The sequence below is a fragment of the Clostridioides sp. ZZV14-6387 genome (genome assembly GCF_020657835.1).
In the GTDB taxonomy this organism is placed as follows: Bacteria; Bacillota; Clostridia; order Peptostreptococcales; family Peptostreptococcaceae; genus Clostridioides; species Clostridioides difficile_A.
In genome coordinates, this window is record NZ_JAGWCW010000017.1 from 43,986 (window position 1) to 69,882 (window position 25,897).

Sequence of the window (25,897 nt, forward strand, 5' to 3'; positions counted from 1 at the left end):
TCAGTTAAATGTCAGTCAAATATTTATTACTAGATAGTAGTAAAAGCTAGTATTTAACTGCTATCTAGTGTCACATAGTATTATATAATAGCTAAACATAACATATCTTTAATATTATATCTTTTATCTAGATATCTTATGGCTTTTATACATATTGCTTCTGTCTTATTATTAACGAACTGTAGACTTCTTCCATCTTGTTTGACAGCTTCCATACATATATTATCTGTTTGCTTATTTACATATTGCAATGCCATACCATTTTGATTTACAGCTTCTATACACATTTTATCTGTTTGATTTTTTACATATTGTAGTGCTTTATAATTTTGCCTAATCGCTTCCATACATAATTCTTCGCTCTGCTCTCTAACATATGCAAGACATCTACCATCTTTTTTAATTGCTTCTAAACATATACTCCTTGTTTGAACTTCTAAAGCTTTTAAAATACTTACAACATCTATATTAGAAGAACACCTTATTACTTTTATAATAAGCTCATCAGTTTTATTTCTTACATATTTAAGTGCATTACAGTCCTTTTTTATGGCTTCAAGACATATATACTCTGTCTGTTCTTTTACATATTCTAGTGCTTTATAGTTATATCTTATCGCCTCTAAACATAATTCTTCTGTTTGTTCTTTTATATACTCTAGTGCTTTATAATTCTGCCTTATTGCTAGTATACACATCCCATCAGTTTGATTTTTTATATTTTTTAATTCACGATAATCATACTTTACACTTTCCATATTTTCAATATATTCATTTGTAATATACTTTAAAGACTTTTCCAATTTTGAGTTATCAATACCTATATGAATATTTTCCCAATTACTATTAAAATAATACCCTTTATCATCTAAAAATAAATTTTTCAATTTTTTAGATATGTTCATCTATATACACCCCTATCATTATTAAATTAGATATTATTAATAAATAAAGCATAAATCTTTATTTATTTTTAATAATATCTTTATTTTTTGTTTATTATAAATTCGCTTTGTGTATTATAGATACCTTTTTAGTATTTTAATAGTTAATCGTTTTAATTCTTCCTTTATTTCAAAAATTAAACTTGTCTAAATATTTCTTATTTTATATACAATTTTTGATAAATTAATAAAGCCATAATATATTTAATATATCAATCACAGTGTAGGACTGAAGTTACAAATAAATTATGGCTATTCAATGCGTTTAATTTTTAAATTTTATATTTTCTTGTCTAATTATTTTTTTATTACATTACCCATTTTTTTGTAAAGTGGTAACGTTACTAAGGATATTACAACAGCCTTTAATACATTAAATGGAGCTATCATCCAAATTACAAAAGTAAATAAATCATGAACTTGAGGGTTTATAGCTGAACCTAGACCTATTATAGCATCTAGTCCCATTAATTGCCCATAAAGTGGTAACATTACAAAATAATTCACCAATGAACCAATTATAGTCATAGTTATTGTTCCTAATACAAATCCAATTACTACACCTTTTAAATCTTTACTTCTCTTATATGAATAACAAAGTATAAGTACATAAGAGCCACCAATTAATATATTTGCAAATTCTCCTACTCCTCCAGTTGTTGTCGCTGTTATCATTTGTAGTATATTTTTTACTACAACTACACCAAATCCAACTAATGGTCCTAAAGACATTCCGCCAAATATTGCTGGGATATCTGATAAGTCAATTTTTAAGAAATCTGGAAAAATACCTGGTATTGGTGCTTGAATAAACATCAATAAATAAGATATTGCAGATAAAATTGACATAACCACCAAAGTTCTTGTTGAAATCATATTTCCTCTTTTTACTGTATTTTGCATAACTACTTTCCTCCTAATCAATAGTTTATATTTTTTAGGAAAAACAAAAAACTCGAAGATCCTATCTTCGAGTTTTTATGGACATAGTTTAAACAAACTAAAATAAACTTATTTATATTCCATAAATATCTTCTCTCATCCAGACTTTACTGTCGGCTTTGGAATCTCACCAAATCAACCACCTAAGTAGTTCGCGGGCTATACCGCCGGTAGGGAATTTCGCCCTGCCCCGAAGATCTTCTTTGATTTTTTAATTTTCCTTACACTCTTATATTAGTTAATTTTTTAATAATTGTCAAGTTATTTTTTCTCATATACTATTTTTCCATTTATTATAGTGTAAAGCACATTACTTTGAATCTCTAGTGGGGAATTATCCCATATTACTATGTCTGCATCTTTACCAACTTCTATAGAACCTACTTTATCTTCTATTCCTAAAGTCTTAGCTGGATTTATTGTAATTGATTCTATTGCCTTTTCTTCTTTCATACCATGTTTAACAGCTATGCCTGCACATATTGGAAGATATTGAACTGGTATCACTGGATGGTCTGTCATTATACATACATCAAGACCTGCATTTGAAAGTATTCCAGCTGTATTAAATGTCAAGTTTCTAAGTTCAAACTTAGACCTTTCTGATAAAGATGGGCCTACTATTACAGGAAATCCTTCTTCTACTAATTCTTCTACAACAAGATGACCTTCTGTACAATGGTCTAATGTAAGTTTTAAGTTAAATTCTTTTGCAATTCTTATTGCTGTAAACATATCATCAGCTCTATGAGCATGTGCCTTAAATGGAATTTCTCTCCTCAATACAGGTATTAAGCTTTCCATTTTTATATCATATTCAGGCTTTTCACAGTCTTCATCATCATGGCTCTCATATACATCAATATCCTCTAGATATTCTTCTGCTTTTTTTAAGTTCTCTCTAAGCAAAGCCGCTATAGCCATTCTAGTCTGTGGAGATTTATCATCTTGACCATAACAACTTTTTGGATTTTCTCCAAATGCTATTTTAGATGCAACTGGATTTTTTATTACCATTTTGTCAATTCTTCTTCCATATGTTTTTATGGCTATACATTGACCACCCATAACATTTGCACTTCCAGGTGTTGTACATACAGAAGTTATACCACCTTCAAAAGCTTCTTTAAATGTTCTATCCATTGGATTAATACCATCTATAGGATTTAGTTGTGGTGTTATTGGGTCAGTTTCTTCATTTCCATCTGCCCCTTCAAAACCTATGCCATCTTCCCATAGCCCCAAATGAGTATGAGCATCTATAAATCCAGGGAACACAAGTTTATTACTTGCATCTATTATATCAACATCTAAAGGTGCTATTAGATTTTCCCCTATTTCTATTATTTTTCCTTCATCTATAAGGATATCTCCTTGAATTATTCCATTTGTTACGGTATTTATTTTACCATTTTTTATAAAAATCATTCATTTTCCTCCTGATTTTCAAGACTCTCGTACTTCTTTCTAACATTGTTTTTTACAATATAATTTTACACTTTTTTAATACTTATATATTCTATAAATCATACTTACAAATATAGTATCAAAAACAAACATACATAAGCTTATTTATTTTTTCATTGATAGAGCTACTCTCTTTTTATTTAAGTCAATTCCAATAACTTTTACATCGACTATATCTCCTACTGTAACAATACTCATAGGGTCTTTTACAAAGCTATTACTCATTTCTGATTTATGGACTAATCCATCATTTTTTATTCCGATATCTACAAATGCACCAAAATCTACAACATTTCTTATTGTACCTTTTAAAGACATTCCTTCTTGTATGTCTTCAATTTTTAAGACATCAGTTCTAAGAATAGGTTTTATTCCTTCTTCTCTTGGGTCTCTTCCTGGCTTTTTAATTTCAGATATAATATCTCTTAAAGTGACTTGACCTACTTCCAGTTTTTCACTTAATTCTCTCAATCCAATCTCTTTTATTTTCTCATCTATTTCTTCTATATTTTTATTTTTTATATCATTTAAAGAGTATCCTATTATCTCAATCATTTTTTTGCATATATCATAACTTTCAGGATGCACACCTGTATTATCTAGTGGGTTTTTACCATCTAAGATTCTCATAAATCCAGCACATTGAGTAAATGCTTGAGGTCCAAGTCTTTTTACTTTTTTAAGTTGTACTCTTGATGTGAAGTCTCCATTTTCTTCTCTATATGCTATTATGTTTTTTGCAATGGCCTTACTTATTCCTGCAATATGCTCTAGTAGAGAGTATGATGCTGTATTTAAATCTACTCCAACACTGTTTACAGAATCTTCAACAACACCATCTAGTACTTCTTCTAGTCTCTTTTTATTTAAATCATGCTGATATTGACCTACACCTATACTTTTAGGGTCTATTTTTACAAGCTCTGCTAATGGGTCTTGTAATCTTCTAGCTATAGATATAGCTCCCCTTATTGATACATTTATATCTGGATGTTCTTCGTTCGCAAGTTCAGATGCCGAATAAACAGAGGCTCCGGCTTCACTAACTATAACATATTGCACTTCCCTATCTATCTCTTTTATCATTTCTGATACAAAAGTTTCTGATTCTCTAGATGCAGTACCATTACCGATTGAAATTATATCTATATCATATTTTTCAATCAATCCTTTTAAAACTTTCTTTGCCCCTTCCACATCATTTTGAGGGTCTGTTGGGTATACTGTTGTATAATCTAATAGTTTACCATTTTTATCTACTATAGCTATTTTACATCCAGTTCTAAATGCGGGGTCAAATCCCATAACTACCTTGTCTTTAACTGGTGGTTGAAGCAATAAACTTTTAACATTTTTTCCAAATACACTTATAGCTCTTTCTTGAGCTATTTCTGTTAAATGATTTCTTATTTCTCTTTCTATTGATGGAAAAATTAATCTTTTATAAGAATCTTCTATTGAGCTTACGATTTCTTCTTTATTTTTGAAATTTTTATCATTTACATATTCATTTATTATGTAATTTAAAACTTTATCATTATTTATTTCTAACTTAACTTTTAGAAAGTTCTCTTTTTCTCCTCGATTTATCGCCAAAACTCTATGTGGAGCCATACTCTTTACTGCTTCATTATAATCATAATACATATCATAAACTGATTTCTCATCAGTAGAACTTTTGCTAACTATCATGCCTTCTCTTAAAGCTAATTCTCTTATATATTTTCTAATCTTAGCATCATCTGAAACTAATTCTGCAATTATATCTCTCGCACCTTTTAATGCATCTTCAACAGAGAGAACTTCTTTCTCCTCATCAATATAATTCTTTGCTTCTATTTCTATACTATCTAGACTATTCTCTAGTATTGACAATGCTAAGTTTTCTAATCCCTTTTCCTTAGCTATTATTGCTCTAGTTCTTTTCTTTTGTTTATATGGAGCATAGATATCTTCTACTTCTTGTAATGTCTTTGCTTTTTCTATATTTTTTGTTATTTCATCTGTTAGCTTTCCTTGCTCATCTATTAGTCTAACTACATCATCTTTTCTACTTTGAAGGTTTCTTAAATACATCAATTTTTCATGAAATTCTCTTAGTGTGACATCACTCATCTCACCAGTCATTTCTTTTCTGTACCTAGCTATAAATGGTATTGTATTACCCTCATCAATAAGTTTTAATGTATTGTTTATTTGCTCATCTCTAAGATTAAATTCTTTTTTTAAGATTTGATTTATATCCAATTTTTTCACTCCTAATGTTATTTTTTTCATAAGTATAATAATAAACAGAACGAAGGCTGAGGGTTGTCGTCCTCAGCCTAAGTGCTGTAAGTGCATAGTAAGCACTAACCTTCTTATACATATCTCTTAATTACAGTGCATATTTATTAAACTGTTTTATTCATTTTTAAGTATTCATTAATAAATAGGTCTATATTTCCATTCATTACACTATCTACATTTCCAAACTCAGCATTGGTTCTATGGTCTTTAACCAATTTATATGGTTGAAAAACATATGACCTAATTTGACTACCCCATGTTATTTGTGAATATTTCCCTTGTATGTCTTCTATTTTTTCTTTTTGTTCCAATTCTTTTAATTCTATCAATTTTGCCATCAAAAATCTCATAGCTCTATCTTTATTTAGATGTTGAGACCTCTCATTTTGACACTGAACTACTACACCTGTAGGGATATGTGTTATTCTAACTGCTGAATCAGTTGTATTTACATGTTGCCCTCCAGCTCCAGATGCTCTATATGTGTCTATCTTTAAATCTGATGGATTAATTTCTACTTCTATGTTCTCATCTAGCTCTGGTGTTACATCTATAGATGCAAATGAAGTATGTCTTTTTCCTGATGGGTCAAAAGGAGATATTCTTACCAACCTATGAACACCTTTTTCACTCTTTAAGTATCCATAAGCATTTGTTCCCTCTACAAGAATTGTAGCTGTCTTTATTCCCGCTTCAGGGTCTGATATTATATCTAAAAGCTTAACTTTATAGCCCTTGCCTTCTGACCATCTTATATACATTCTCAAAAGCATCTGAGCCCAATCTTGGGCATCTAATCCACCTGTTCCAGCGTTTATAGATAATATGGCATTATTTTTGTCGTACTCTCCACTTAGAAGAGTTTTTATTTTAATTTCAGATAATTTTTCTTCTATTGATTCTATGGACTTTTCTATATCCTTTTCTACAGAATCATCCTCTTCTTCTAGACCTATTTCAATTAATACTTCTATATCTTCTAATAAATTTTTTAAACTTTCATATTCTTCTAGTGTCTCTTTTAAAGATTTATTTTCTTGAAGTACTCTTTGAGCAAACTCATTATCATTCCAAAAATCCTGTTTGTTCATCTTTTCTTCATTAATCTGCATCTTTTCCATCAATGAAGCTATGTCAAAGAGAAACCCTCAATTCTTCTAAATTTGAAGCTATTTGCTCCACGCTATGTCTATACTCTTGTATCTTTAACATTTAATCCTCCAAGATTATCTACCACAACAGTTTTTATATTTTTTACCACTTCCACAAGGGCATAAGTCATTTCTTCCAACTTTTTCATCTTTTTTAACTGTTTTACTTGTTGGAAGTGTCCCATCTGATGGTGAAGATAGATTTTCAACATCTACAACTGCTTTTCTTTCCACTGGAGTTTCTATTGTTATATTAAATAAATATCTTACAGTATCTTCTTTGATATGTTTATTCATTTCATCAAACATGTCAAAACCTTCCATTTTATAAGCAATAACTGGGTCCTGTTGACCTACAGCACGAAGACCGATACCTTGACGTAATTGGTCCATAGCATCTATATGGTCTATCCAATGGTTATCAACAGCTTGAAGTAAGATTACTCTCTCAACCTCTCTCATTCTTTCATAGCCTACTTGTTCTTCTTTTGAAGTGTATATCTTCATAGCTATTTCATAAACTTTTTCTGTTATTTCAACTGGATTAAGTTTTTCTATTTCTGGTATCTCTATGCTACCTTTTGGTAAGAACAGATTATACATATGCTCTTTAAATCCATCTTCATCAAACCCTTTATCTTGTGTATAAAGAGTCACAGCTTCCTCTATTATAGAATGAGTCATTGACTGTATTTGCTCTTGTAAATCTTCGCCTTCTAATACACGCTTTCTTTCTGCATATATTATTTCTCTTTGTTTATTCATAACATCATCGTATTGAAGTACATGCTTTCTTATTCCAAAGTTTTTACCTTCAACTTTCTTTTGTGCTCCTTCAATAGATTTAGATAATATTCTATGTTCTATTGGCATATCTTCTTCAAGACCTATTTTATCTACAATTCCAGATATCCTATCACTTCCAAACAATCTCATAAGGTCATCATCAAGACCTATATAAAATCTTGAACTACCTGGATCACCTTGACGACCAGCACGACCTCTCAACTGGTTATCTATTCTTCGAGATTCATGTCTCTCTGTACCAATTATAGCAAGTCCACCTGCTTCTACAACTTGTTTTTGTTCTTCTTGTGTTTGTTGTTTAAACTTTTCAAATAGTCTTTCATACTCCGCTCTAGCTTCAAATAGAGTCTCATTACCTTTTACAGGTATACCTTCTATTGGAGTATCTACCCTATTTACTATTTCCTCTTTAAATCCATTTCTTCTCATTTCTCTCTTAGTTAAGAAATCTGGGTTTCCACCTAAAACTATATCTGTACCACGACCAGCCATATTTGTAGCTATTGTAACAGCGCCTAATCTACCAGCCTGTGCTATTATCTCTGCCTCTTTATCATGATGCTTAGCATTTAATACTTCATGTTTAATGCCTTTTTTCTTTAATATTTGTGATAATAATTCTGATTTTTCTATCGATACTGTACCTACAAGTATTGGCTGATTAACTTTATGTCTTTCAATTATTTCTTGTGCTACAGCATTAAATTTACCTATTTCACTTTTGTATACAGAATCTGGTAAATCTTCTCTTACCATAAGCTTATTGGTAGGTACTTGGAAAACGTCCATTTTATAAATTGCTTTAAACTCTTCTTCTTCTGTTTTTGCTGTACCAGTCATACCAGAAAGTTTTTTATACATTCTAAAGTAGTTTTGGAATGTTACAGTAGCTAGTGTTTTAGATTCTCTTTGTATTTTAAGACCTTCTTTAGCTTCTATTGCTTGGTGTAAACCTTCTGAATATCTTCTACCAAACATAAGTCTACCAGTAAACTCATCAACTATTACTATTTCTCCATCTTTAGCAACATAGTCAACATCTTTCTTCATTATTACATGTGCTCTTAAAGCCTGATTTATATGATGGTATAACTCTGTATGAGATATATCAGTTATATTATCAACATTAAAATATACTTCTGCCTTTTGTATACCTGATGCTGTTAGAGATACCGCCTTGTCTTTTTCTTCTAATTCGTAATCATCTGGTTTTAGAGTTAACACAAATGTATTTGCATCTGAATATAAGTGAGTTGATTTGTCGCCAGGCCCAGATATGATAAGTGGTGTTCTAGCTTCATCTATTAGTATAGAGTCAACCTCATCCACTATAGCATAATTTAATCCTCTTTGAACTCTTTGCTCTTTGTGTATTACCATATTGTCCTTTAAGTAGTCAAATCCGTACTCATTATTTGTACCATAAGTTATATCACAATCATATTGCTCTTTTCTAACTTTTGGATTTTGACCATGTATAATAACACCTACACTCATTCCTAAAAATTCATATATTTTTGCCATTTGGTCTCTATCACGTTTTGCAAGGTAATCATTTACTGTTACAACATGTACACCTTTTCCTGTAAGGGCATTCAAATAAACAGGAGCAGTTGCAACCAAAGTTTTACCTTCACCTGTTTTCATTTCGGCTATTCTTCCTTGATGTAACACTATACCTCCAACCATTTGGACTCTATAGTGTCTAAGTCCTAACACTCTCTTAGAAACTTCTCTAACTACTGCAAAAGCTTCTGGAAGTATATCATCTATACTTTCATTATTTGCTAATCTTTCTTTAAATATATTTGTCATATTTTTAAGTTCCGAGTCTGCCATAGATTCAAATTTAGGTTCTAATGAATCTATTATATCAACAGTTTTATTGAACTTTTTTAATTCTTTTTTATCTGCCATGTTGAATAAATTATCCATAAAGCTCATATTTTACATCTCTCCTCGTTCTTTATTGTACTATTATTCATTTTACCATAAAAACTATACTTTTAATATTAATTTAAAAAGCTATCGATAATTTATTTATCGATAGCTAATATGATTAAATCTAAATTGCTTTATTCATGTTCTATTATACCATATCCACCATTATGACGCTTATAAACTACTGCTATTTCATCTGAATCTATATTCTTGAACATATAAAAGTCATGTCCTATTAACTCCATTTGTAATACAGCTTCTTCTTCGCTCATTGGTTTAACACTAAATTTTTTACGTCTTTGAATTACTAATTCTTGATTTTCATCCCCATAATCTTCTTGCTCATCAGCTAGATTTATTTCTGCATCTTGGAATCTTATGCTCTTGTTGTCTTTATGTTTATCTTGTAATCTCTTTTTATATTTTTTTAATTGTTTACTTAATTTATCATATACAACATCTATAGCTGTGTATAAATTTTCCTGCATATCTTCTGCTCTAATTATAGGACCATTTACAGTAGCTATTGTTACCTCTATTTTTTGTCTTGCTTTTTTAGCACTTACTGTAACTTTTACATCAGTGTCTGGATGAATGTAATTATCTAACTTACTTAGTTTGTTTTCGATTTTACTTTTTATTGCATCAGTTAATTCGATTTGTTTTCCAGATATAATTATGTTCATAAGTACATCTCCCTTCAATTATGCCAGTATAAGAAAATTTATACTTTAATAATATATTCTACACGAACTTTCATAATCCTCTTTTTATTATTAACTTTTATGATTTTTTATATTCAATTGATAGAATTATTTATCATTTTTAGTTATTTAAAAACTTATGTGGATTAATATTATTACAACTACCTGTGGATAATGTGGATAAAATTGTTAATAACTCTTGTATTTGTTTATTTAAAGCTATTTTTGCTACTGTTTATATCCACAAATATCTCCATTAATTGTTTATTAATATGTGAATTCATGTCATAAGTTGGTAATTTTAGGAAATTATATGTATTATATGCCGTTCGACTTTTATAAATCTTTTATAAATATAAACCCTCTAAAACCTCCATATTTTATTTTTTCTTTCATTATTAGTATTCAAGACTATATAAAAGTAGTAAAGCACCTCCAACAATAATTTCATACTTAATACCTATTATCATGCATATACCCAAATTATAATTAACTCACACTCATTATTTAGATTAAATATTTAATGTTTGTATTATTTTGAAATTATATTTACAAGCTGTTTAAGTTTTTGTTTATCTATATCTTCAAAAGGACTGTTATTTATTCTAATAGCTGTACCAAAATGAAAATTGCTTGCTTTAGTTAATTCCTTTATCTTCTCTATATTGCTGAAATTAAGTCCTCCACCTAAAAGAATTTTTATATGATTAGAATTAAGTATCATATTATTTATTGTTTGTATGTTATCAACTATATTGCCCTTTCCACCTGATGTTAATATATTTGTAATTTTATTATAATCCTTCAAAATTTTAATACTATCCATTATACTTGATTCATCTATAGCTCTATGAAATGTAACATCAAGATTATCACAACATTCTAACAAAACATTTAAATTTTTTTCATCTATGTTATTGTTTTTATCTAACATACCAAATACAACTCCATTAGCACCAATATCTTTAATTATGCTTATATCTTTTTGCATGATTGTTATATCTTCTTCACTATAAGTAAAACTTTTTGCATGATGTCTTATCATTACATTCACAGGTATCTTTACACTGTTAACAACTCTTTCTATAAGACCAAAACTTGGTGTCAATCCACCTTCAGTTAAAGCACTAACCAGCTCTATTCTATCTGCGCCACAATCTTCTATAATTTTAGCGTCTTCTACTGTCATTCCTATTATCTCTAACATAATTACTCCTTCGCCAATTCATATATTGCATTTGCAAATATCTTTGCATTTAAAATTATATCTTCTATATCCATGTATTCATCAGGATTATGAGCTATTCCTTTTTGTCCTGGAAATGAAGGTCCAAATGGAACTATATTTGGCATTACTTTTGCATATGTACCTCCATTGGTTGTTACTGGAGTTCCATCTAATAATGTAACTCTTTCATATGCTATCTGAAGTTTTTTAATAAGCTCACTCTCTTTATCAAAATATACAGGATTAAAATTAGAAATTACTTCTACTTCAATACTATTTGGAAAACTAAATTTTATTTCATCTAATACATTTTTTAGTTTATAACTAAAATCGTATTTTACCTTTATATCCAATATAATATCACTATTCTCTTTATTTAACTCTTTATATATAACAAGCACATTTTCAGACATGTTTTCTATAAAACCTAAAAATGTGTCTTCTTCATAGGTATTTTTGCTTTTGATTCTAATCTTTGCCATTCCTTTTTCACCATATACAACAGGATACTTGCAATCTGGTGTAAATCCCATAAGAGGAGCTTTTTCTTTTTCTAAATAATATGGTATATCTTCAAATCCACTCTCTTCGTTTGTACCAAAGATTATTCTAACTTTTTTATCTAAATCTAAAGCCAATTCTTTAATAGCATACAATCCATATAAAGCAGATATTATAGGTCCTTTATTATCTAATACTCCTCTACCATAAATTCTTCCATCGGCTTTTTCTCCTTTATAAGGTTGATACTCCCAACCTTCACCTTCATGTACAACATCTACATGACCAATCACGCAAATGTAATCTTCACTCTCTCCATATTCTGCGTAACCAATATAATTATCTAAGTTTCTAACCTTAAATCCCAATTTTTTTGATATTTCTAATGCTTTATTAAGTGCTTTACCTACTTTTTCGCCAAAAGGGAAGCCATTTTCTGACTCCCCTTTAACACTAGGTATTTTTACAATATCTATAATATCACTTAATAAGTCTTCTCTTAATTCATCTACTTTATTATTTATGATATTCATAAAAATCTCCTTATTATAAAAAACTCTACATTATTATATGACTGATTTATTCTTTCACTTCTATTGGAGCTTTTATTCTAGCTTCATATGCTTCCATCCATTCATTTGATATAACCTTATGTATAGTTTTCCCATTCACTCTATTTGAAATATAGACTGTAGGTGCTTCTTCCTCAGTTACTACTGAAAAAGTAAAATCAGCTATATTTGTAGCTACTCCCCATTCGCCCTTATTGTTCATGGCAACTAGTGATAAATCACCAGCTTTCCCTCTTCTTTTAATAAGCTGTTTATCAAGTTCATTTACTGCTATATCACAAGCTTCTTGTGGATGTTTTCCTTCTTTCATAAGTCTAACTATTTCATAAGATATACATCCCTTCATCAAGTCTTCTCCTAGACCAGTAGCTGTAGCTCCTCCTATACTACTATCAACAAAAAATCCCGAACCTGATAGTGCAGAATCTCCTATTCTGCCTCTTTTCTTCATAAATAATCCACTTGTTGAAGTAGCTGCACACATCTTCCCATTTTTATCTAAAGATATCATTCCAACAGTATCATGACCCGAATATGGACTCAATCCCTTGTCTAAAGTTTCTTTTTTTCTCTTTTTATAATGCAACTTTGCTCTGTCGGTCAACATATTTTTTCTTTCAAATCCATTTTTATGGGCATACTCTTCAGCACCTATTCCGACCAAGAAATTATTTACCTTCTCATAACTAAGTTTTCTCGCTATGCTGACAGGATTAGAATAATCCCTTATCCCAGCAACTGCTCCAATATCTAATGTATTACCATCCATAAATGCAGCATCAAGTTCTACCTCACAGTTTTCATTTGGAAGTCCTCCATAACCAACTGACTTATAGAATGGATAATCTTCGACTCTTCTTACAGCAAGCTCTACTGCATCTCCTGCTTCCATACCTTTTTCCAAACTCTCTGATGCCTCAGTTATACCTTCTAGAGCCATTCTCCATGTTGCTATCATTCCCCACATGTCAAAATTCCCCTCCTTATTATATAGATTCTAGTAATCTGTTTTCATTATAAATATTATATTACTTAGATTTGTATTAATAACAAAATTCTTCTCTCATTAAAGTTATATCCTCTTTATTTGCCATTGATTTTGCTAATTTACATATGTTGTTTAATGAATCGTTAAGTCCAATTCCACCTTTTTTTGGTGTTTTAACTATACATATATCATTTCTATATTCGTTTATTATATCTATATTTTCTTCTGACATAGCTGCAAACGCTGATATATTAGTCTTATCATTTATATTTTTGCATAATATAGCTGACATCTTAGAAAAATTTTCATAATTGAAACTTGGACCACAAATTACTACATCAGGATTTAATTTTTTTACCATGGCTATCATTTTGTTTGTTACATCTTCTTCATTATTTATAAAAAATTCGTCTCCACAAAATAATGTAGCTATTACTTTAGAATCATCTAAAAATGGTTCCATCATTATACCTGGACCTAATGGGCTTGATTTTCCAGCAGGAGGTATATTATTTTTTTCTTTTCCTCCAGCACCAGCTTGTATTTGATCCAATATCATAACTATTTTTTTCATAATATTCCTCCTATAATACTAAATCATCAAAAGATATCTCATCATCTTCCTCTTCAACATTTGTCTTTTCTTCTCTCAAATATTGTTTGTCCAGCATTTTTATAAATGGCATATACATAAATATTCCTAGTACAAGAAGTGCTAATTGTAAGACAGCCCCTTGCCATCCTGTTGTTAGAAAACCAGAGAATATAATTGGAGTTGTCCATGGTAATTGGACTCCATTTGTAAGTGGTACCAAACCTGCTGACATACAGAAATAAGCTATTATTATATTTATTGTTGGAACTATTGCAAATGGTATCAATAATATTGGGTTAAGCATTATTGGTAGACCAAATATCAATGGCTCATTTATACCAAATATTCCTGGTAAGATTGATAATTTTCCCATTGACTTTATACGTTTACTTTTACATATTAATAACATAGCTATGACTAATGATAGTGTACTACCAGCTCCACCAAATGTTGCAAACATATCTTGGAATTGACCAGTTATTATGTTTGGTATTTTTGAACCAGCTTGAAATGCAGCTAAATTTTCAGCTGATAAAATCTTTAATATAGGATTATATACAGCTCCAACAACACTACTTCCATTTATTCCAAAGAACCAGAATAAGTGTAAGAATATGTAAGCGATTGCCATAGCACCCAAGCTATTTCCTAGTTTTAACAATGGCATCTGTAAAAATTTAAATATAAATTCATGTATACTTACATATGGCGTAGCTTCAAAGGCTATCTTAACTAAAAAGAAGACTATCATAACTATTGCACTTGGTATTAATGCAGCAAATGATTTTGATACAGTTGGAGGAACTCCATCTGGCATTTTTAATGTCCATCCTTTTTTGACAACTGCTGCAAATAATTTTACAGAAGTTATTGCTGTTATCATACCTACAAACATTCCTTTAGAGCCCATCCACCCCAGTGGTATTCCTGTGACCATATAAACTGATGTTGTTCCTTCTGGTGTATATGGTATCACAAATGGTGTTACTATAAAAAAAGCAACTATTGCAACTGCTGCTGATGCTATTGGGTCTACATCTATTTGTTTTGCATAATAATATCCAATTCCTAGAACTGCAAGTAGAGTCATTACTTCAAATGTAGCTACAGTTGGTTGTTGTAATTTAACAGCCCAATCTGAACCAAAAATTTGGCCTACAAATTCATCCCATCCTTTTATCGGAAAATTTGCTACCAATAAAAATAACGAACCTATTATTAATAATGGTGATGATACTAAAAAACCATCTCTAATTGCAATTAATAATTTATTTTTACCTATTTTCTCAGCCAATGGCATAAGTATTCTTTCCAATTTATTCATCTATCCACCCTCATTTCCAATTATTTTCTATTATAATCCTACACTTGTTTAGATTTTATTAACTTTATAGCAAGTTTTAATACTTTTTCACCATTCATAGTTCCATAATCAGCTTCATTTATCATATCTATAGGCTTACCTTGTGCTTCAAACTTTGGCTTTAATTCCTTTAACATGTACTTAACTTGTGGCCCTAATAATATACAATCTGGATTTTTTTCTGCAACTATTTTATCAATTTCTGCTATCGGAAATGCTTCTACTTCTATTGGTAAATTATGCTCATCAGCTACCTTTTGCATCTTACCTGCAAGCAAACTTGTTGACATTCCAAAACTACAAAATAAATATACTTTTCTTTTCATTCTTCTAAATCCCCCTTAATCTTTTTTATTTTAATTTTTGAATTTCTTTTCTTAATATAATCATTTCTTTGATAAGATTTCTCTCGCTCATACAAGTCATTAAATGGTCTTGAGAGTGAATTAACAATATAGATATATCTGACTTATCTCCTCCAGCTTCTTTTTGTATAAGTTCAGTTTGTACTTTATGTGCCTTTAAAATTTCTTCGTTTGCACTTTCAATCAATTCATCTGCTTTTTTAAAATCGTTTTCCTTTGCACAACTAAGTGCTTCATAAAGCATGGATTTTGCATTTCCAGCGTGAATTATAATCTTTAAAACTATTTCTTCCATTTTTTCCTCCTAAGTTGCTTCTCTGCTTTTAGATAGTTTATATCTTACAAATATATAATATCGTATAAAAACAAAAAAACATGCACAACTTTTTCCATCACATGGAAAATTTTGTGCTTATTTACATCTCACTATGAATTTTAAATAAGAACATCTTTTATTTTTGATATATCACACTTACTTAGAGTATCCAACATACCTTCATCTTCTGTTAAACTAGATATTTCTTTAAATAACTCTCTAAATATTTTTCTATCATCATCCTTTTTGTAAGCTAATAAAAGTATAATATTTATATCTTTTCCATTTCTAATTTTTATTGGTGTCTTTAATCTTGCAAAACATAACACAGATTGCTTTATGTATTTCATATCTCCATGAGGAAATAGTATTCCTTTGCCAACATTGGTTGGATATGATTTTTCTCTTGTTATAATAGATTCTAAATACTCTTTTTCAGCATAATGCTTTTCAATTAACAAATTAGTTAGATATGTTATAGCTTCATAAATATCATCGTGTTCTAACTCTCTTATTAAATAATCAGACATCATTAATCTATTCATAAGCTTGTATGATGTATCTTTTTCTTTTATTTTATTTGTAAATTCCTTAAGTTTATTTTCATCTTCATCAGTAAATAACGGTGTTGTTATGAAAATTGGCTTTTGAATATTTTCATATTCTTGAAATGCAATTATAAAGTCTATCATTTTATTGAAGTTGTCTCTTTTTAAATCTTCCTCTCTTAGAGTTTCAACAATTTCTATATTATCAAATCTCTTTTCTATTTTCACTTTTAATAACATACTTACCCCAAAACTAAATGGGCATACGATACTTGCTTTCTTATTTGATTCCCTCTTATTATATTTCCTTTCTAAAGATGTTTGAAAGTGGAGTGTAAGATAACCTATTTCATCTTCTGTTATTTGTTTTCCTTTTAATTCAATTCCTATTGAATTTGATATTACTGTGAATAAAAAGCAAAATTTAGTTTTTATATTATCTAAAAGTGGATTCTCCAAATATACATTACTTTTCATTTGGTGCATTGTAACATTTAAATGACATATTAATTGCTCATAAAGCAATATATCATTATTGAAATTTATTCCTGATTCTTCTGATACTAAATTTATAATTTTTTTTGTATATTCTACTAACTCTTCATTTAAATATAATGCTCTTTTAGTGTTACTACTATTTATTTGCTTATTCATACCAAATATTAAGGATTCTATAAACAATTTTTCTTCATGATTTAACACTATAGATAAATTAGATTTTAATTCATCTTCTATATCTAAAATAAGCATTTTTAATTTGAGCTCTTTCTTGTCATTTAATACCTCCAAAGAATTTCCTAATCTTATTCGTATTATATTTATAAGTAAAAACAACATTAATTGTCTGAATGATATATCTGTAAGTCTTATATCCATATTCTCTTCTATGGTAGACATTATATTTTTAACAACTATTATATCTACTATATGAAAATATTCTATTTCATCTATATTTAGCCTATATTTATCTATGTACTTAAACAAGAATGATACTAACATTACTCTTATGTCTTTCTCATCTCCTTCAATACATATACCACTGCCTTTTTTAGTTAATACATTTAAGTTATAATTATTTAATAACAATGATAATTTACTTATTTCTTCTCTGACAATATTTTTATTTATATATAATTTGTTAGATAAATCATTTAAGGTGATTTTCTTATTGTTACAAAGCAGTAAATTCAATATCTCAACTTGCTTATGTAGCTCACTATTTACTCTTTTAACTTCACCTCGTAACTTCTGATTTACTAGTATTTTATCTGTATCATCTCCACTAAATTTAACTCCTATGTTAGGTTTTCTTTTTATATAAGCATTACAGAAAGTAGATAACCAGTCATCAATATATTTGCAATCATTTCTTATTGTCCTTTCTGAACATTCAAAATCATTAGCAATCTCATTTACATTTATAAAATCTTTTTCTAATAGCAATGTCGTTAACAAGTTTTCCTGTCTTTTGTTCAAATATATCACCTCTTTATGACCTAATTTTAATTTATTATACACAAAAAAGAGCTACACATAAAAGTATTATGCTAGCTCTCTTTAATATGATATTTAGCTGACCTGGTTTTTGACCCCACACTCGCCTACTGGAGGGTTCGCTTGGGTTCGCCGCACTACTACTCTCTCTCGATTTTATTACCGGTAGGTCTTACTTCTAAGCCGCACCATGATCATTAACCCAATTTTTAGTGTTAACTTACGTGGATCCTTTTGCCTGCGACTGGCTTGGACTTTCAACCACAGACCTAAATATCACTTATTCATTTTAATATTTTAAATTAAAATTGTCAACATATAAGATTATTCCATAACATAATTATCACTTGCTCTTGTCAGTAGAGTCAATACAAATACCTTATTAGCACCAGATAACTTTAGAAGTTTAGAAATTTCATTTGTTGTCAAACCTGTAGTAAATATATCATCTATTAAAAGTAAATTTTTATCATTTATTAATTTTATATTTTCTTTAACTTCAAATACATTTTTTAGTTCTTCTTTTCTTTCTTTTTTGTTTAATTTATAGAGCATTCTTGTATATTTTTTTCTACTTATACAATCTAATAATGGAATATTAAGTATCTCACTTAAATTAGACGCTATTTTTTGTGCTTGATTAAAGCCTCTTTTGTTCAACCTTTTTTTATGAAGAGGAACAAATAGTATATAATCAAATTTCAAGTTTTCTAAATGCAACTTTTCTTTCATTATCTCAGCTATATACCTAGCCATAAATGTTTTCTGATTATATTTTAGCCCTAATACTATCTTTTTGGTTACATCATTATATTCAATACAGGATATAGATTTATCAAAATAAAAATCTTTATTAAAACAGTAACTACACTCTTCAAAAAACTCCTTTTCAATTGAATGATGTATTATTGGTTTTCCACATTTCATACAACCATCTTGTATAAAATTCATTTCATTAAAACAGCTTTTGCATATTGAATAAGTATTTGTTTTCTTTATGGATTTATCACAAATTATGCAACTTATATTCTCAGGATATATAAAATCCAGACATTTATTAATCATGTTTTGTAAACGCTTAATAAAATTATCATTGCATATTTTCATATTTATTCTATCAACAGCCCTTCTCGCTTAAATTTATTTAACTTATATCCTAAATTTGAATACCTTTGATTCACTCTATTATTTTTTATCATATATTCAAGATACTTTACATCTCCAACTAATACAACTAATTTTTTTGCTCTTGTTACAGCTGTATATAACAAATTACGGCTAAGTAACATAGGTGGAGCCCAAGTTATTGGTAATACTACAACTGGAAATTCACTTCCTTGACTTTTATGTATTGTTGTACAGAAACTATGGTCGATTTCATCTAATTCATCATATAGATAAGATACAATTTTAGTTTGGTCAAATAATACATATATGGTTTTCTTATCTTTATCTATGTGGTAGACATATCCAATGTCTCCATTATAGATGCCTTCTCCACTTTCTTTTTGGTCTTCTGTCTCCCATTTTTTTGTATAGTTATTTTTTACTTGCATTACTTTATCGCCAACTCTAAATAGTCTTTTAGAAAAACTTTCTTCAACTTTAAATTTTTCTTTTTTGTTAAGATACTTCTGTAACTCTATATTGAGATTAGTAACTCCTAACTCACCTTTTCTCATTGAAGATAAAACTTGTATATCTTTTAATTTATCAACTTTATAAAATTTAGGTAATCTTTCATTAACTAATCCTATTATTTCATTTAATATTTCTTCATTAGTAGATTTTCTTATAAAAAAGAAATCTTTCTCTTTTGTATTTAAATAAAGAGGTTCTCCATTGTTTATTTTATGAGCATTTACAATTATCATGCTCTCTTGTGCTTGTCTAAATATTTCATTTAATTTAACCACATTTATAATATTAGAATCAATCATATCTTTAAGTACATTTCCAGCTCCTACAGAAGGTAATTGGTCACTATCTCCAACCAAAATAACTCTTGTTCCTAATTTTATAGCTCTAAGCAAGTTGTACATTAAAATAATATCTACCATTGATACCTCATCAACAATGATTACATCTGAATTTATTGGGTCTTCTTCATCTTTGAAAAAAGTTAAATCATCATCTGTTGAGAAACCCATTTCCAACAATCTATGTATAGTTTTTGCTTCTTTATCAGAAGTTTCACTCATTCTCTTTGCTGCTCTTCCTGTAGGAGCTGCTAAGGTGACACTTTTACCATTATTCTCAAATATTTCTATGATAGAATTAATAGTGGTTGTCTTACCAGTTCCTGGGCCACCAGTTATAATTAATACGCCACTATTAATAGATTCTTTGACTGCTAAAATTTGTTTTTCTGCTAGCTTGATTTTTTTATCTTCTTCCAAAATATTAATTTCACTATCTATATCTATTTTCAAGTCTTCGAATTCATACTGTGATAGTTTTACTATTTGGCTACATACTCCATTCTCAGCTAAGTAGTATGGCATAAGATATATAAGATTTTCATTGTTTACTTTCTCTATATGTATTTTTTGATTATAAACTAGCATCATTATGCACTCTTTTATTATTTCTCCTTTTAGCTCCAATAATTTTTCCGAATCTTGTATTAGGATATGCTCTGGTAAATATGTATGTCCATTGCTTAGAGATTTATTTAAAGTGTATAAAATTCCCTGACAAACTCTATCCTTGGAATTTTTATCTATACCAATTTTATTGGCTATACTGTCAGCCACCTTAAATCCAATTCCTCTTATATCTTCAGCAAGTTGATATGGATTTTTATTTATAACTTCTATTGCACTACTTTTATATTTCTTGTATATTTTTAGACAGTAATTTGGTGTTATTCCAAAAGGAGATAGTTCTATTATTATATTTCTCAGTTCTCTATCTTCTTCATAACTTTTTACTATTTGTTTTACCTTTTTACTCCCTATACCATCTACTTCTTGTAGTCTCTCTGGTGAATTTTGTATGACATTTAGTGTATCTACACCAAATTTATCAATTATTCTCTTAGCCATTTTTTCACCAATACCATGTATCATTCCAGAAGATAAATAGACATAAATTCCTTCTAAGGATGAGGGTGTCACTGGCATAAAACTATTTACTTCAAACTGAGTACCATAAATCTTATGGTTTACCCATTTACCTTCAACTTCTATACTTTCTCCAGTTGCCAAAGTAGGCATACATCCTACAATTACAATTTCATCTTTTTCATTTACTAGATGAGCTATTGTATATCCATTGTCCTCATTTTTAAAGACTATTTCACTTATCATTCCTTCTAATTTTTCCATTTTTATCTCCTAAAAATACTAATACTCGCTCCTGTTAAGTCAGTATGTTTTATATGTCAAACTGTGATAGTTCTAGAAAAGTTTTTATATTTTTATACTTAACGTAATTTCCAACTATTATACATTTTATCAGAAACAAAAAAATTGTGCATCCAAAAATATGACACCTTAAAAAACAGGTGCCATATTTTAATAACTATTTTATTTTAATCACTTTATGTGTAAACTACAAATTAAATTTCATAAAATTATCCTAATACTAACTTATTTCAGATTTATTTTCCTTATATCCACTGGTCTTAGTAATTCTTCTATAAAGCATACATAGTAAAATTAAAATTCCCATGTAACCTGTATATGGATATAGAGTTCCTACTAGTTTATCAAATGGTAATAAGCCTCCTATACATGCTAATATACTTACTACTATTGTTATAATTCTAAATTTAGGATGGTCATCTTCTACAAATCTGTTAGTTACTGACCATAATAGTGGAACAGCTGTAGTGTATATTCCTAATAAAAGTACTACTGAGAATAAAACACCTATTATTGGAGATATTTTATCAGCTAAGTAAAGTGCTGGTATCTCTTTTGTATATATATTTCCTATGTCTGAAAGCAATGCTAGATTCATCATTATAGCCGCTGCCATAAGAGCTATTCCTCCTACTATACCACCCCATACAGCATCTTTTTTGTTTACTGCAGAAGAGCCCATTCCTGTTAAGAATGTGATTACTATAATTACATTATAACAAGTATAAAGCACACCTGAGAAATACCCACTTGATGTAGCAGTTTTAATGTTTAAACTATCAACCATAGCCCCAGCATTTGGTAAAGCATCAATATTACTACATAGACTAATAGCTCCTACTAAAAGTGTAAATATTATTATTATAGGACCTATATTACCTAGTATCTTAGAAAGTCTTGTTAGACCTAAAGAAACAGTTATTAGGGAAACGATTGCCATACCAATCCTACCTACATATGGATTTAATCCATAGTACTCTGATAATGTAGCTCCTGCCCCTGCAATCATTATTACTAGTGTTCCAAATAAGAACAATGGTCCAAACCATTCAAAGAATGTACCAAGATATTTTCCACAATATACTTGATAAATCTTTATTGGCTCCTTAAGTTTTAGCTCTCTTCCTTTATCTATAACTTCTGCTCCAAACCATGAAAATAATACCATAGATATTATTCCACCTATAATACCAGCATATCCATAAAACGTAAAAAATTGCAATATCTCTTGACCAGTTGCAAATCCAGAACCTATTACAGTAGCTACATAAGCTCCAGCAAAACTTATAACAGTTTTAATATTTACTTTTCCTGACATACACTACTCCCCCCTAATTAAAATAATTTTTAAAGTGTAAGTTTATTAAGATTATATTAGATGTATTGTTGTGATATTTCAATATATTTTCAATTATTTAACAGTAGTTAACACAATCTTAACCATTCTTTAACATATTTTCCATGATATGTACTGATTTAGTATAATATTAAAAAATATAATACACTAATCTAATTAAATACTGTTTATCTATTATATGATGGGAAATTAACATTTATTAAAAATATTTAATCTACAATAAAAAAACTGTTAGAATATAATCATAAAATTACATTCTAACAGTTTATTAATTAAAAATTATTCACCTAAGGCATCTTTTCTTAATTGCTCAACTTTGTCAATTTTTTCCCAAGGTAAATCTATATCAGTTCTACCAAAATGACCATAAGCAGCAACTTTTTTGTAAAGAGGCTTTCTTAAATCTAAGTCTCTTATTATAGCTCCTGGTCTTAAATCAAAGTGTTTTTCTACTAATTCAACAAGTTTTTCCTCTGAAACTTTACCTGTCCCAAAAGTATCTATGAATATAGACAACGGTCTAGCTATACCTATAGCGTATGCAAGTTCTATCTCGCATTTATCTGCAAGACCAGCTGCAACAATATTTTTAGCAACATATCTAGCTGCATAAGCAGCAGATCTATCAACTTTTGTAGGGTCTTTTCCTGAGAAAGCTCCTCCACCATGTCTAGAATATCCACCATAAGTATCTATTATTATTTTTCTTCCTGTAAGACCTGTATCTCCTTGAGGTCCTCCTATAACAAATCTTCCTGTTGGATTTATATAAATTTTAGTTTCTTCATCAAGTAATTCTGCTGGTATAACTGCTTTAATAACATGATTAATTATATCTTCTCTTATTTTATCATTTGATACTGTTTCACAATGTTGAGCTGATATAAGAACTGTATGTACTCTTACAGCTTTATTTCCTTCATATTCAACAGTAACTTGAGTTTTTCCATCTGGTCTTAAATAATCAACTATACCTGTCTTTCTAACTTCTGTAAGTCTTCTTGATAATTTATGAGCTAAAGATATTGGAAGTGGCATTAATTCTGGAGTCTCATTACATGCAAATCCAAACATTATTCCTTGGTCTCCAGCTCCGACTTTTTCTATTTCTTCTTCTATTTCTTCTCCAGTCTTACTTTCTAGACCTTCATCAACTCCCATAGCTATGTCTCCAGATTGCTCATCTATAGAAGTTATAACTGCACAAGTATCACAGTCGAATCCATATTTCGCTCTTGTATATCCAATTTCTTTTACTGTTTCTCTTACTAGTTTAGGAATATCTACATAAGCAGATGTACTTATTTCTCCTGCTACTAAAACTAATCCAGTCGTAACTGTAGTTTCACAAGCTACTCTAGATTGTGGGTCTTTTTCTAATAATGCATCTAATATTGAATCTGATATTTGGTCACATATCTTATCAGGATGTCCTTCTGTAACTGATTCTGACGTAAATAAATGTCTTGCCATTTTTATTCCCCCTTATACATTCTCAATTTTTATTATAGGTTTTACCTTATTTTTAATTTTAGAAATTTTACTCAAAATAAAAAACCTCTCCTTTATAAGAAGAGGTTAATAATCGTAATCGCATACTAATTAACTGACCTCATCTTTCAAGACTTTTGTCTTGTAGGAATTAGCACCTTTTCCCATTTGGGTGGTTGCTGGGCTTCACAGGGCCTATCCCTCAGCCGCTCTTGATAAGGTAATCAAGATTTAAGTTTTGTTTTACTTTACTAGCTTACTATTTTTTTAAAATTTTGTCAAGATTTTTAGTCATATTTTTCCCATTCCTTTTTTTGTAAGACAAATAAAATATTATCTCTATCTGAAATTTAAAGTTAGGTCTTTTTATTGTTTTTTATTCATATATTTTTTTGAAGGGGGTGTTCCTATTGTATTTAGCTAAAGTAAATTACAGCGATGATGATGTTATACAGATGCTAAGTTCAGTTCTAAAAACTATAATTAATGAAAATACGATTGTTGTTTGCATAGGAACAGACAGGGCTATAGGTGATACTTTAGGCCCTTTAGTTGGAACAATACTTAAGAACAGTAAATTTAAATACCCCGTTTACGGTACACTAGATAACCCTATTCACGCCTTAAATATATATGAGTCTTTAGATACTATAAAAAATACACATATACAAGGTAACTTCTTGGCTATAGATGCTTGCTTGGGGTCGCAGAGTAACATAGGTAATATACAAATTAGAGAAGGACCTATCCTGCCCGGAAAAGGTGTTGGCAAAAAACTACCTCAAATAGGAAATTATTCTATAGTAGGAATTGTAGATAAAATTGATGAAAATAATAGACTTTCATTTAATAATATACGTCTTAGCTTTATATTGGACTTAGCTGAAACAATAGCCTTAGCTTTATTAGTATCCACCTAAGTCCAATGTGAAGTAACTGATAAAATTTTTTATATAAAAAGGTAGATATTTTAGAGTATCTAATTGAATACTCCAAATTATCTACCTTTTTACTTTTATATTGTGAATTTTTACTTTTCCACCAAAGCGAACATTAATTCACCTTTACAGACAAGCTCATCACCAACATATGCCTTAGCATCTGCCTTAGCTATATTTCTTCTAAGAGTTGTCATTTCAACTTCCATAGTTAATGTGTCTCCTGGTCTTACTTCTCTCTTAATTCTAACCTTATCTATACCTGCAAATACACCTAATTTTCCTTTATTTTCATCTACAGACATCATTGCAACTCCACACACTTGTGCCAAAGCCTCTACTATCAATACTCCTGGCATCAATGGATATTCTGGAAAGTGACCTTGAAAAAATGGCTCATTCACTGTTACATTTTTTATACCAACAGCTCTTTTCCCAACTTCTAACTCTGTAATCTTGTCCACTAATAAAAATGGATATCTATGTGGTATTAATTTTTTTATTTCATCTATATTTAGCATTCTTAAC

Annotated in this window: 21 protein-coding genes and 2 riboswitches; of the genes, 1 reads left to right on the plus strand and 20 read right to left on the minus strand. The window is 29.3% G+C overall.

Annotated features, from left to right (window positions below; all coding sequences use genetic code 11):
• Positions 1 to 80 precede the first annotated feature (80 nt).
• The 19 genes from KGF38_RS12110 to metK form a co-directional block, all read right to left on the minus strand.
• Positions 81 to 905, minus strand: coding sequence for a DUF4116 domain-containing protein (locus tag KGF38_RS12110; protein WP_227832420.1), 825 nt, complete (start codon positions 903 to 905; stop codon positions 81 to 83).
• Between the two features lie 336 nt (positions 906 to 1,241).
• Positions 1,242 to 1,847, minus strand: a complete 606-nt coding sequence (locus tag KGF38_RS12115; RefSeq protein ID WP_054268724.1) for an ECF transporter S component — start codon at positions 1,845 to 1,847, stop codon at positions 1,242 to 1,244.
• A gap of 123 nt (positions 1,848 to 1,970) precedes the next feature.
• Positions 1,971 to 2,088: riboswitch (FMN riboswitch) on the minus strand.
• A gap of 59 nt (positions 2,089 to 2,147) precedes the next feature.
• Positions 2,148 to 3,314, minus strand: a complete 1,167-nt coding sequence (locus KGF38_RS12120; RefSeq protein ID WP_054268723.1) for an amidohydrolase — start codon at positions 3,312 to 3,314, stop codon at positions 2,148 to 2,150.
• Positions 3,315 to 3,458: 144 nt separating this feature from the next.
• Positions 3,459 to 5,600 carry a Tex family protein gene (locus KGF38_RS12125; RefSeq protein ID WP_074179937.1) on the minus strand — a complete coding sequence of 714 codons (2,142 nt, stop codon included), beginning with the start codon at positions 5,598 to 5,600 and terminating at the stop codon, positions 3,459 to 3,461.
• 146 nt (positions 5,601 to 5,746) lie between these two features.
• A protein-coding gene (prfB, locus tag KGF38_RS12130; protein ID WP_187130378.1) for a peptide chain release factor 2 occupies positions 5,747 to 6,854 on the minus strand; the annotation gives its coding sequence in 2 pieces (ribosomal slippage) (positions 5,747 to 6,778 and positions 6,780 to 6,854; 1,107 coding nt in all).
• 14 nt (positions 6,855 to 6,868) lie between these two features.
• A complete protein-coding gene (gene secA / locus KGF38_RS12135) occupies positions 6,869 to 9,544 on the minus strand; it encodes a preprotein translocase subunit SecA (protein ID WP_054268720.1) in 2,676 nt (891 codons plus the stop codon).
• A gap of 131 nt (positions 9,545 to 9,675) precedes the next feature.
• Positions 9,676 to 10,227, minus strand: a complete 552-nt coding sequence (gene hpf / locus KGF38_RS12140; protein ID WP_054268719.1) for a ribosome hibernation-promoting factor, HPF/YfiA family — start codon at positions 10,225 to 10,227, stop codon at positions 9,676 to 9,678.
• 550 nt (positions 10,228 to 10,777) lie between these two features.
• Positions 10,778 to 11,452, minus strand: a complete 675-nt coding sequence (locus tag KGF38_RS12145) for a copper homeostasis protein CutC (RefSeq protein WP_054275590.1) — start codon at positions 11,450 to 11,452, stop codon at positions 10,778 to 10,780.
• A 2-nt stretch (positions 11,453 to 11,454) separates the two neighbouring features.
• Positions 11,455 to 12,507 (minus strand): Sapep family Mn(2+)-dependent dipeptidase, encoded by a 1,053-nt coding sequence (locus tag KGF38_RS12150; RefSeq protein ID WP_074179935.1) that lies wholly within the window; start codon positions 12,505 to 12,507, stop codon positions 11,455 to 11,457.
• A 46-nt stretch (positions 12,508 to 12,553) separates the two neighbouring features.
• Positions 12,554 to 13,513, minus strand: coding sequence for a N(4)-(beta-N-acetylglucosaminyl)-L-asparaginase (locus tag KGF38_RS12155; RefSeq protein ID WP_054275588.1), 960 nt, complete (start codon positions 13,511 to 13,513; stop codon positions 12,554 to 12,556).
• Positions 13,514 to 13,589: 76 nt separating this feature from the next.
• A complete protein-coding gene (locus KGF38_RS12160) occupies positions 13,590 to 14,108 on the minus strand; it encodes a GrdB-related putative oxidoreductase (protein WP_074179934.1) in 519 nt (172 codons plus the stop codon).
• Positions 14,109 to 14,118: 10 nt separating this feature from the next.
• Positions 14,119 to 15,453 (minus strand): PTS cellobiose transporter subunit IIC, encoded by a 1,335-nt coding sequence (gene celB, locus KGF38_RS12165; RefSeq protein WP_074179933.1) that lies wholly within the window; start codon positions 15,451 to 15,453, stop codon positions 14,119 to 14,121.
• Positions 15,454 to 15,491: 38 nt separating this feature from the next.
• Positions 15,492 to 15,818 (minus strand): PTS sugar transporter subunit IIB, encoded by a 327-nt coding sequence (locus KGF38_RS12170; protein ID WP_074179932.1) that lies wholly within the window; start codon positions 15,816 to 15,818, stop codon positions 15,492 to 15,494.
• Positions 15,819 to 15,843: 25 nt separating this feature from the next.
• A complete protein-coding gene (locus KGF38_RS12175) occupies positions 15,844 to 16,152 on the minus strand; it encodes a PTS lactose/cellobiose transporter subunit IIA (protein WP_054268712.1) in 309 nt (102 codons plus the stop codon).
• 140 nt (positions 16,153 to 16,292) lie between these two features.
• Positions 16,293 to 18,206 carry a PTS sugar transporter subunit IIA gene (locus KGF38_RS12180; protein ID WP_074179954.1) on the minus strand — a complete coding sequence of 638 codons (1,914 nt, stop codon included), beginning with the start codon at positions 18,204 to 18,206 and terminating at the stop codon, positions 16,293 to 16,295.
• 333 nt (positions 18,207 to 18,539) lie between these two features.
• Positions 18,540 to 19,322: a ComF family protein gene (locus tag KGF38_RS12185; RefSeq protein WP_074179931.1), complete on the minus strand. Its 783-nt coding sequence runs from the start codon at positions 19,320 to 19,322 to the stop codon at positions 18,540 to 18,542.
• A gap of 2 nt (positions 19,323 to 19,324) precedes the next feature.
• Complete coding sequence (locus tag KGF38_RS12190; RefSeq protein ID WP_054268709.1) at positions 19,325 to 21,544, minus strand: ATP-dependent RecD-like DNA helicase; 2,220 nt, start codon at positions 21,542 to 21,544, stop codon at positions 19,325 to 19,327.
• A 259-nt stretch (positions 21,545 to 21,803) separates the two neighbouring features.
• A complete protein-coding gene (locus KGF38_RS12195) occupies positions 21,804 to 22,901 on the minus strand; it encodes a hypothetical protein (RefSeq protein WP_054268708.1) in 1,098 nt (365 codons plus the stop codon).
• Between the two features lie 318 nt (positions 22,902 to 23,219).
• Positions 23,220 to 24,413, minus strand: a complete 1,194-nt coding sequence (gene metK / locus KGF38_RS12200; RefSeq protein ID WP_054268707.1) for a methionine adenosyltransferase — start codon at positions 24,411 to 24,413, stop codon at positions 23,220 to 23,222.
• Positions 24,414 to 24,549: 136 nt separating this feature from the next.
• Positions 24,550 to 24,653, minus strand: a riboswitch (SAM riboswitch).
• Between the two features lie 188 nt (positions 24,654 to 24,841).
• Here metK and yyaC point away from each other — a divergent pair.
• On the plus strand, positions 24,842 to 25,351 hold the full coding sequence (gene yyaC / locus KGF38_RS12205) for a spore protease YyaC (RefSeq protein ID WP_161803358.1): 510 nt from the start codon (positions 24,842 to 24,844) through the stop codon (positions 25,349 to 25,351).
• A 110-nt stretch (positions 25,352 to 25,461) separates the two neighbouring features.
• On the opposite strand, the gene fabZ is transcribed toward yyaC, so the two are convergent.
• Complete coding sequence (gene fabZ, locus KGF38_RS12210; RefSeq protein WP_054268706.1) at positions 25,462 to 25,890, minus strand: 3-hydroxyacyl-ACP dehydratase FabZ; 429 nt, start codon at positions 25,888 to 25,890, stop codon at positions 25,462 to 25,464.
• Between the last annotated feature and the right edge of the window lie 7 nt (positions 25,891 to 25,897).

Excerpts from the sequence above, each read along its gene's own strand:
- hpf (WP_054268719.1), bottom strand. The coding sequence starts at position 10,227 with ATGAACATAATTATATCTGGAAAACAAATCGAATTAACTGATGCAATA.
- secA (WP_054268720.1), bottom strand. The coding sequence starts at position 9,544 with ATGAGCTTTATGGATAATTTATTCAACATGGCAGATAAAAAAGAATTA.
- KGF38_RS12120 (WP_054268723.1), bottom strand. The coding sequence starts at position 3,314 with ATGATTTTTATAAAAAATGGTAAAATAAATACCGTAACAAATGGAATA.
- KGF38_RS12185 (WP_074179931.1), bottom strand. The coding sequence starts at position 19,322 with ATGAAAATATGCAATGATAATTTTATTAAGCGTTTACAAAACATGATT.
- celB (WP_074179933.1), bottom strand. The coding sequence starts at position 15,453 with ATGAATAAATTGGAAAGAATACTTATGCCATTGGCTGAGAAAATAGGT.
- KGF38_RS12155 (WP_054275588.1), bottom strand. The coding sequence starts at position 13,513 with ATGTGGGGAATGATAGCAACATGGAGAATGGCTCTAGAAGGTATAACT.
- fabZ (WP_054268706.1), bottom strand. The coding sequence starts at position 25,890 with ATGCTAAATATAGATGAAATAAAAAAATTAATACCACATAGATATCCA.
- KGF38_RS12160 (WP_074179934.1), bottom strand. The coding sequence starts at position 14,108 with ATGAAAAAAATAGTTATGATATTGGATCAAATACAAGCTGGTGCTGGA.
- KGF38_RS12145 (WP_054275590.1), bottom strand. The coding sequence starts at position 11,452 with ATGTTAGAGATAATAGGAATGACAGTAGAAGACGCTAAAATTATAGAA.
- KGF38_RS12115 (WP_054268724.1), bottom strand. The coding sequence starts at position 1,847 with ATGCAAAATACAGTAAAAAGAGGAAATATGATTTCAACAAGAACTTTG.
- metK (WP_054268707.1), bottom strand. The coding sequence starts at position 24,413 with ATGGCAAGACATTTATTTACGTCAGAATCAGTTACAGAAGGACATCCT.
- KGF38_RS12190 (WP_054268709.1), bottom strand. The coding sequence starts at position 21,544 with ATGGAAAAATTAGAAGGAATGATAAGTGAAATAGTCTTTAAAAATGAG.
- KGF38_RS12110 (WP_227832420.1), bottom strand. The coding sequence starts at position 905 with ATGAACATATCTAAAAAATTGAAAAATTTATTTTTAGATGATAAAGGG.
- KGF38_RS12195 (WP_054268708.1), bottom strand. The coding sequence starts at position 22,901 with ATGTCAGGAAAAGTAAATATTAAAACTGTTATAAGTTTTGCTGGAGCT.
- KGF38_RS12175 (WP_054268712.1), bottom strand. The coding sequence starts at position 16,152 with ATGGAAGAAATAGTTTTAAAGATTATAATTCACGCTGGAAATGCAAAA.
- KGF38_RS12150 (WP_074179935.1), bottom strand. The coding sequence starts at position 12,507 with ATGAATATCATAAATAATAAAGTAGATGAATTAAGAGAAGACTTATTA.
- KGF38_RS12170 (WP_074179932.1), bottom strand. The coding sequence starts at position 15,818 with ATGAAAAGAAAAGTATATTTATTTTGTAGTTTTGGAATGTCAACAAGT.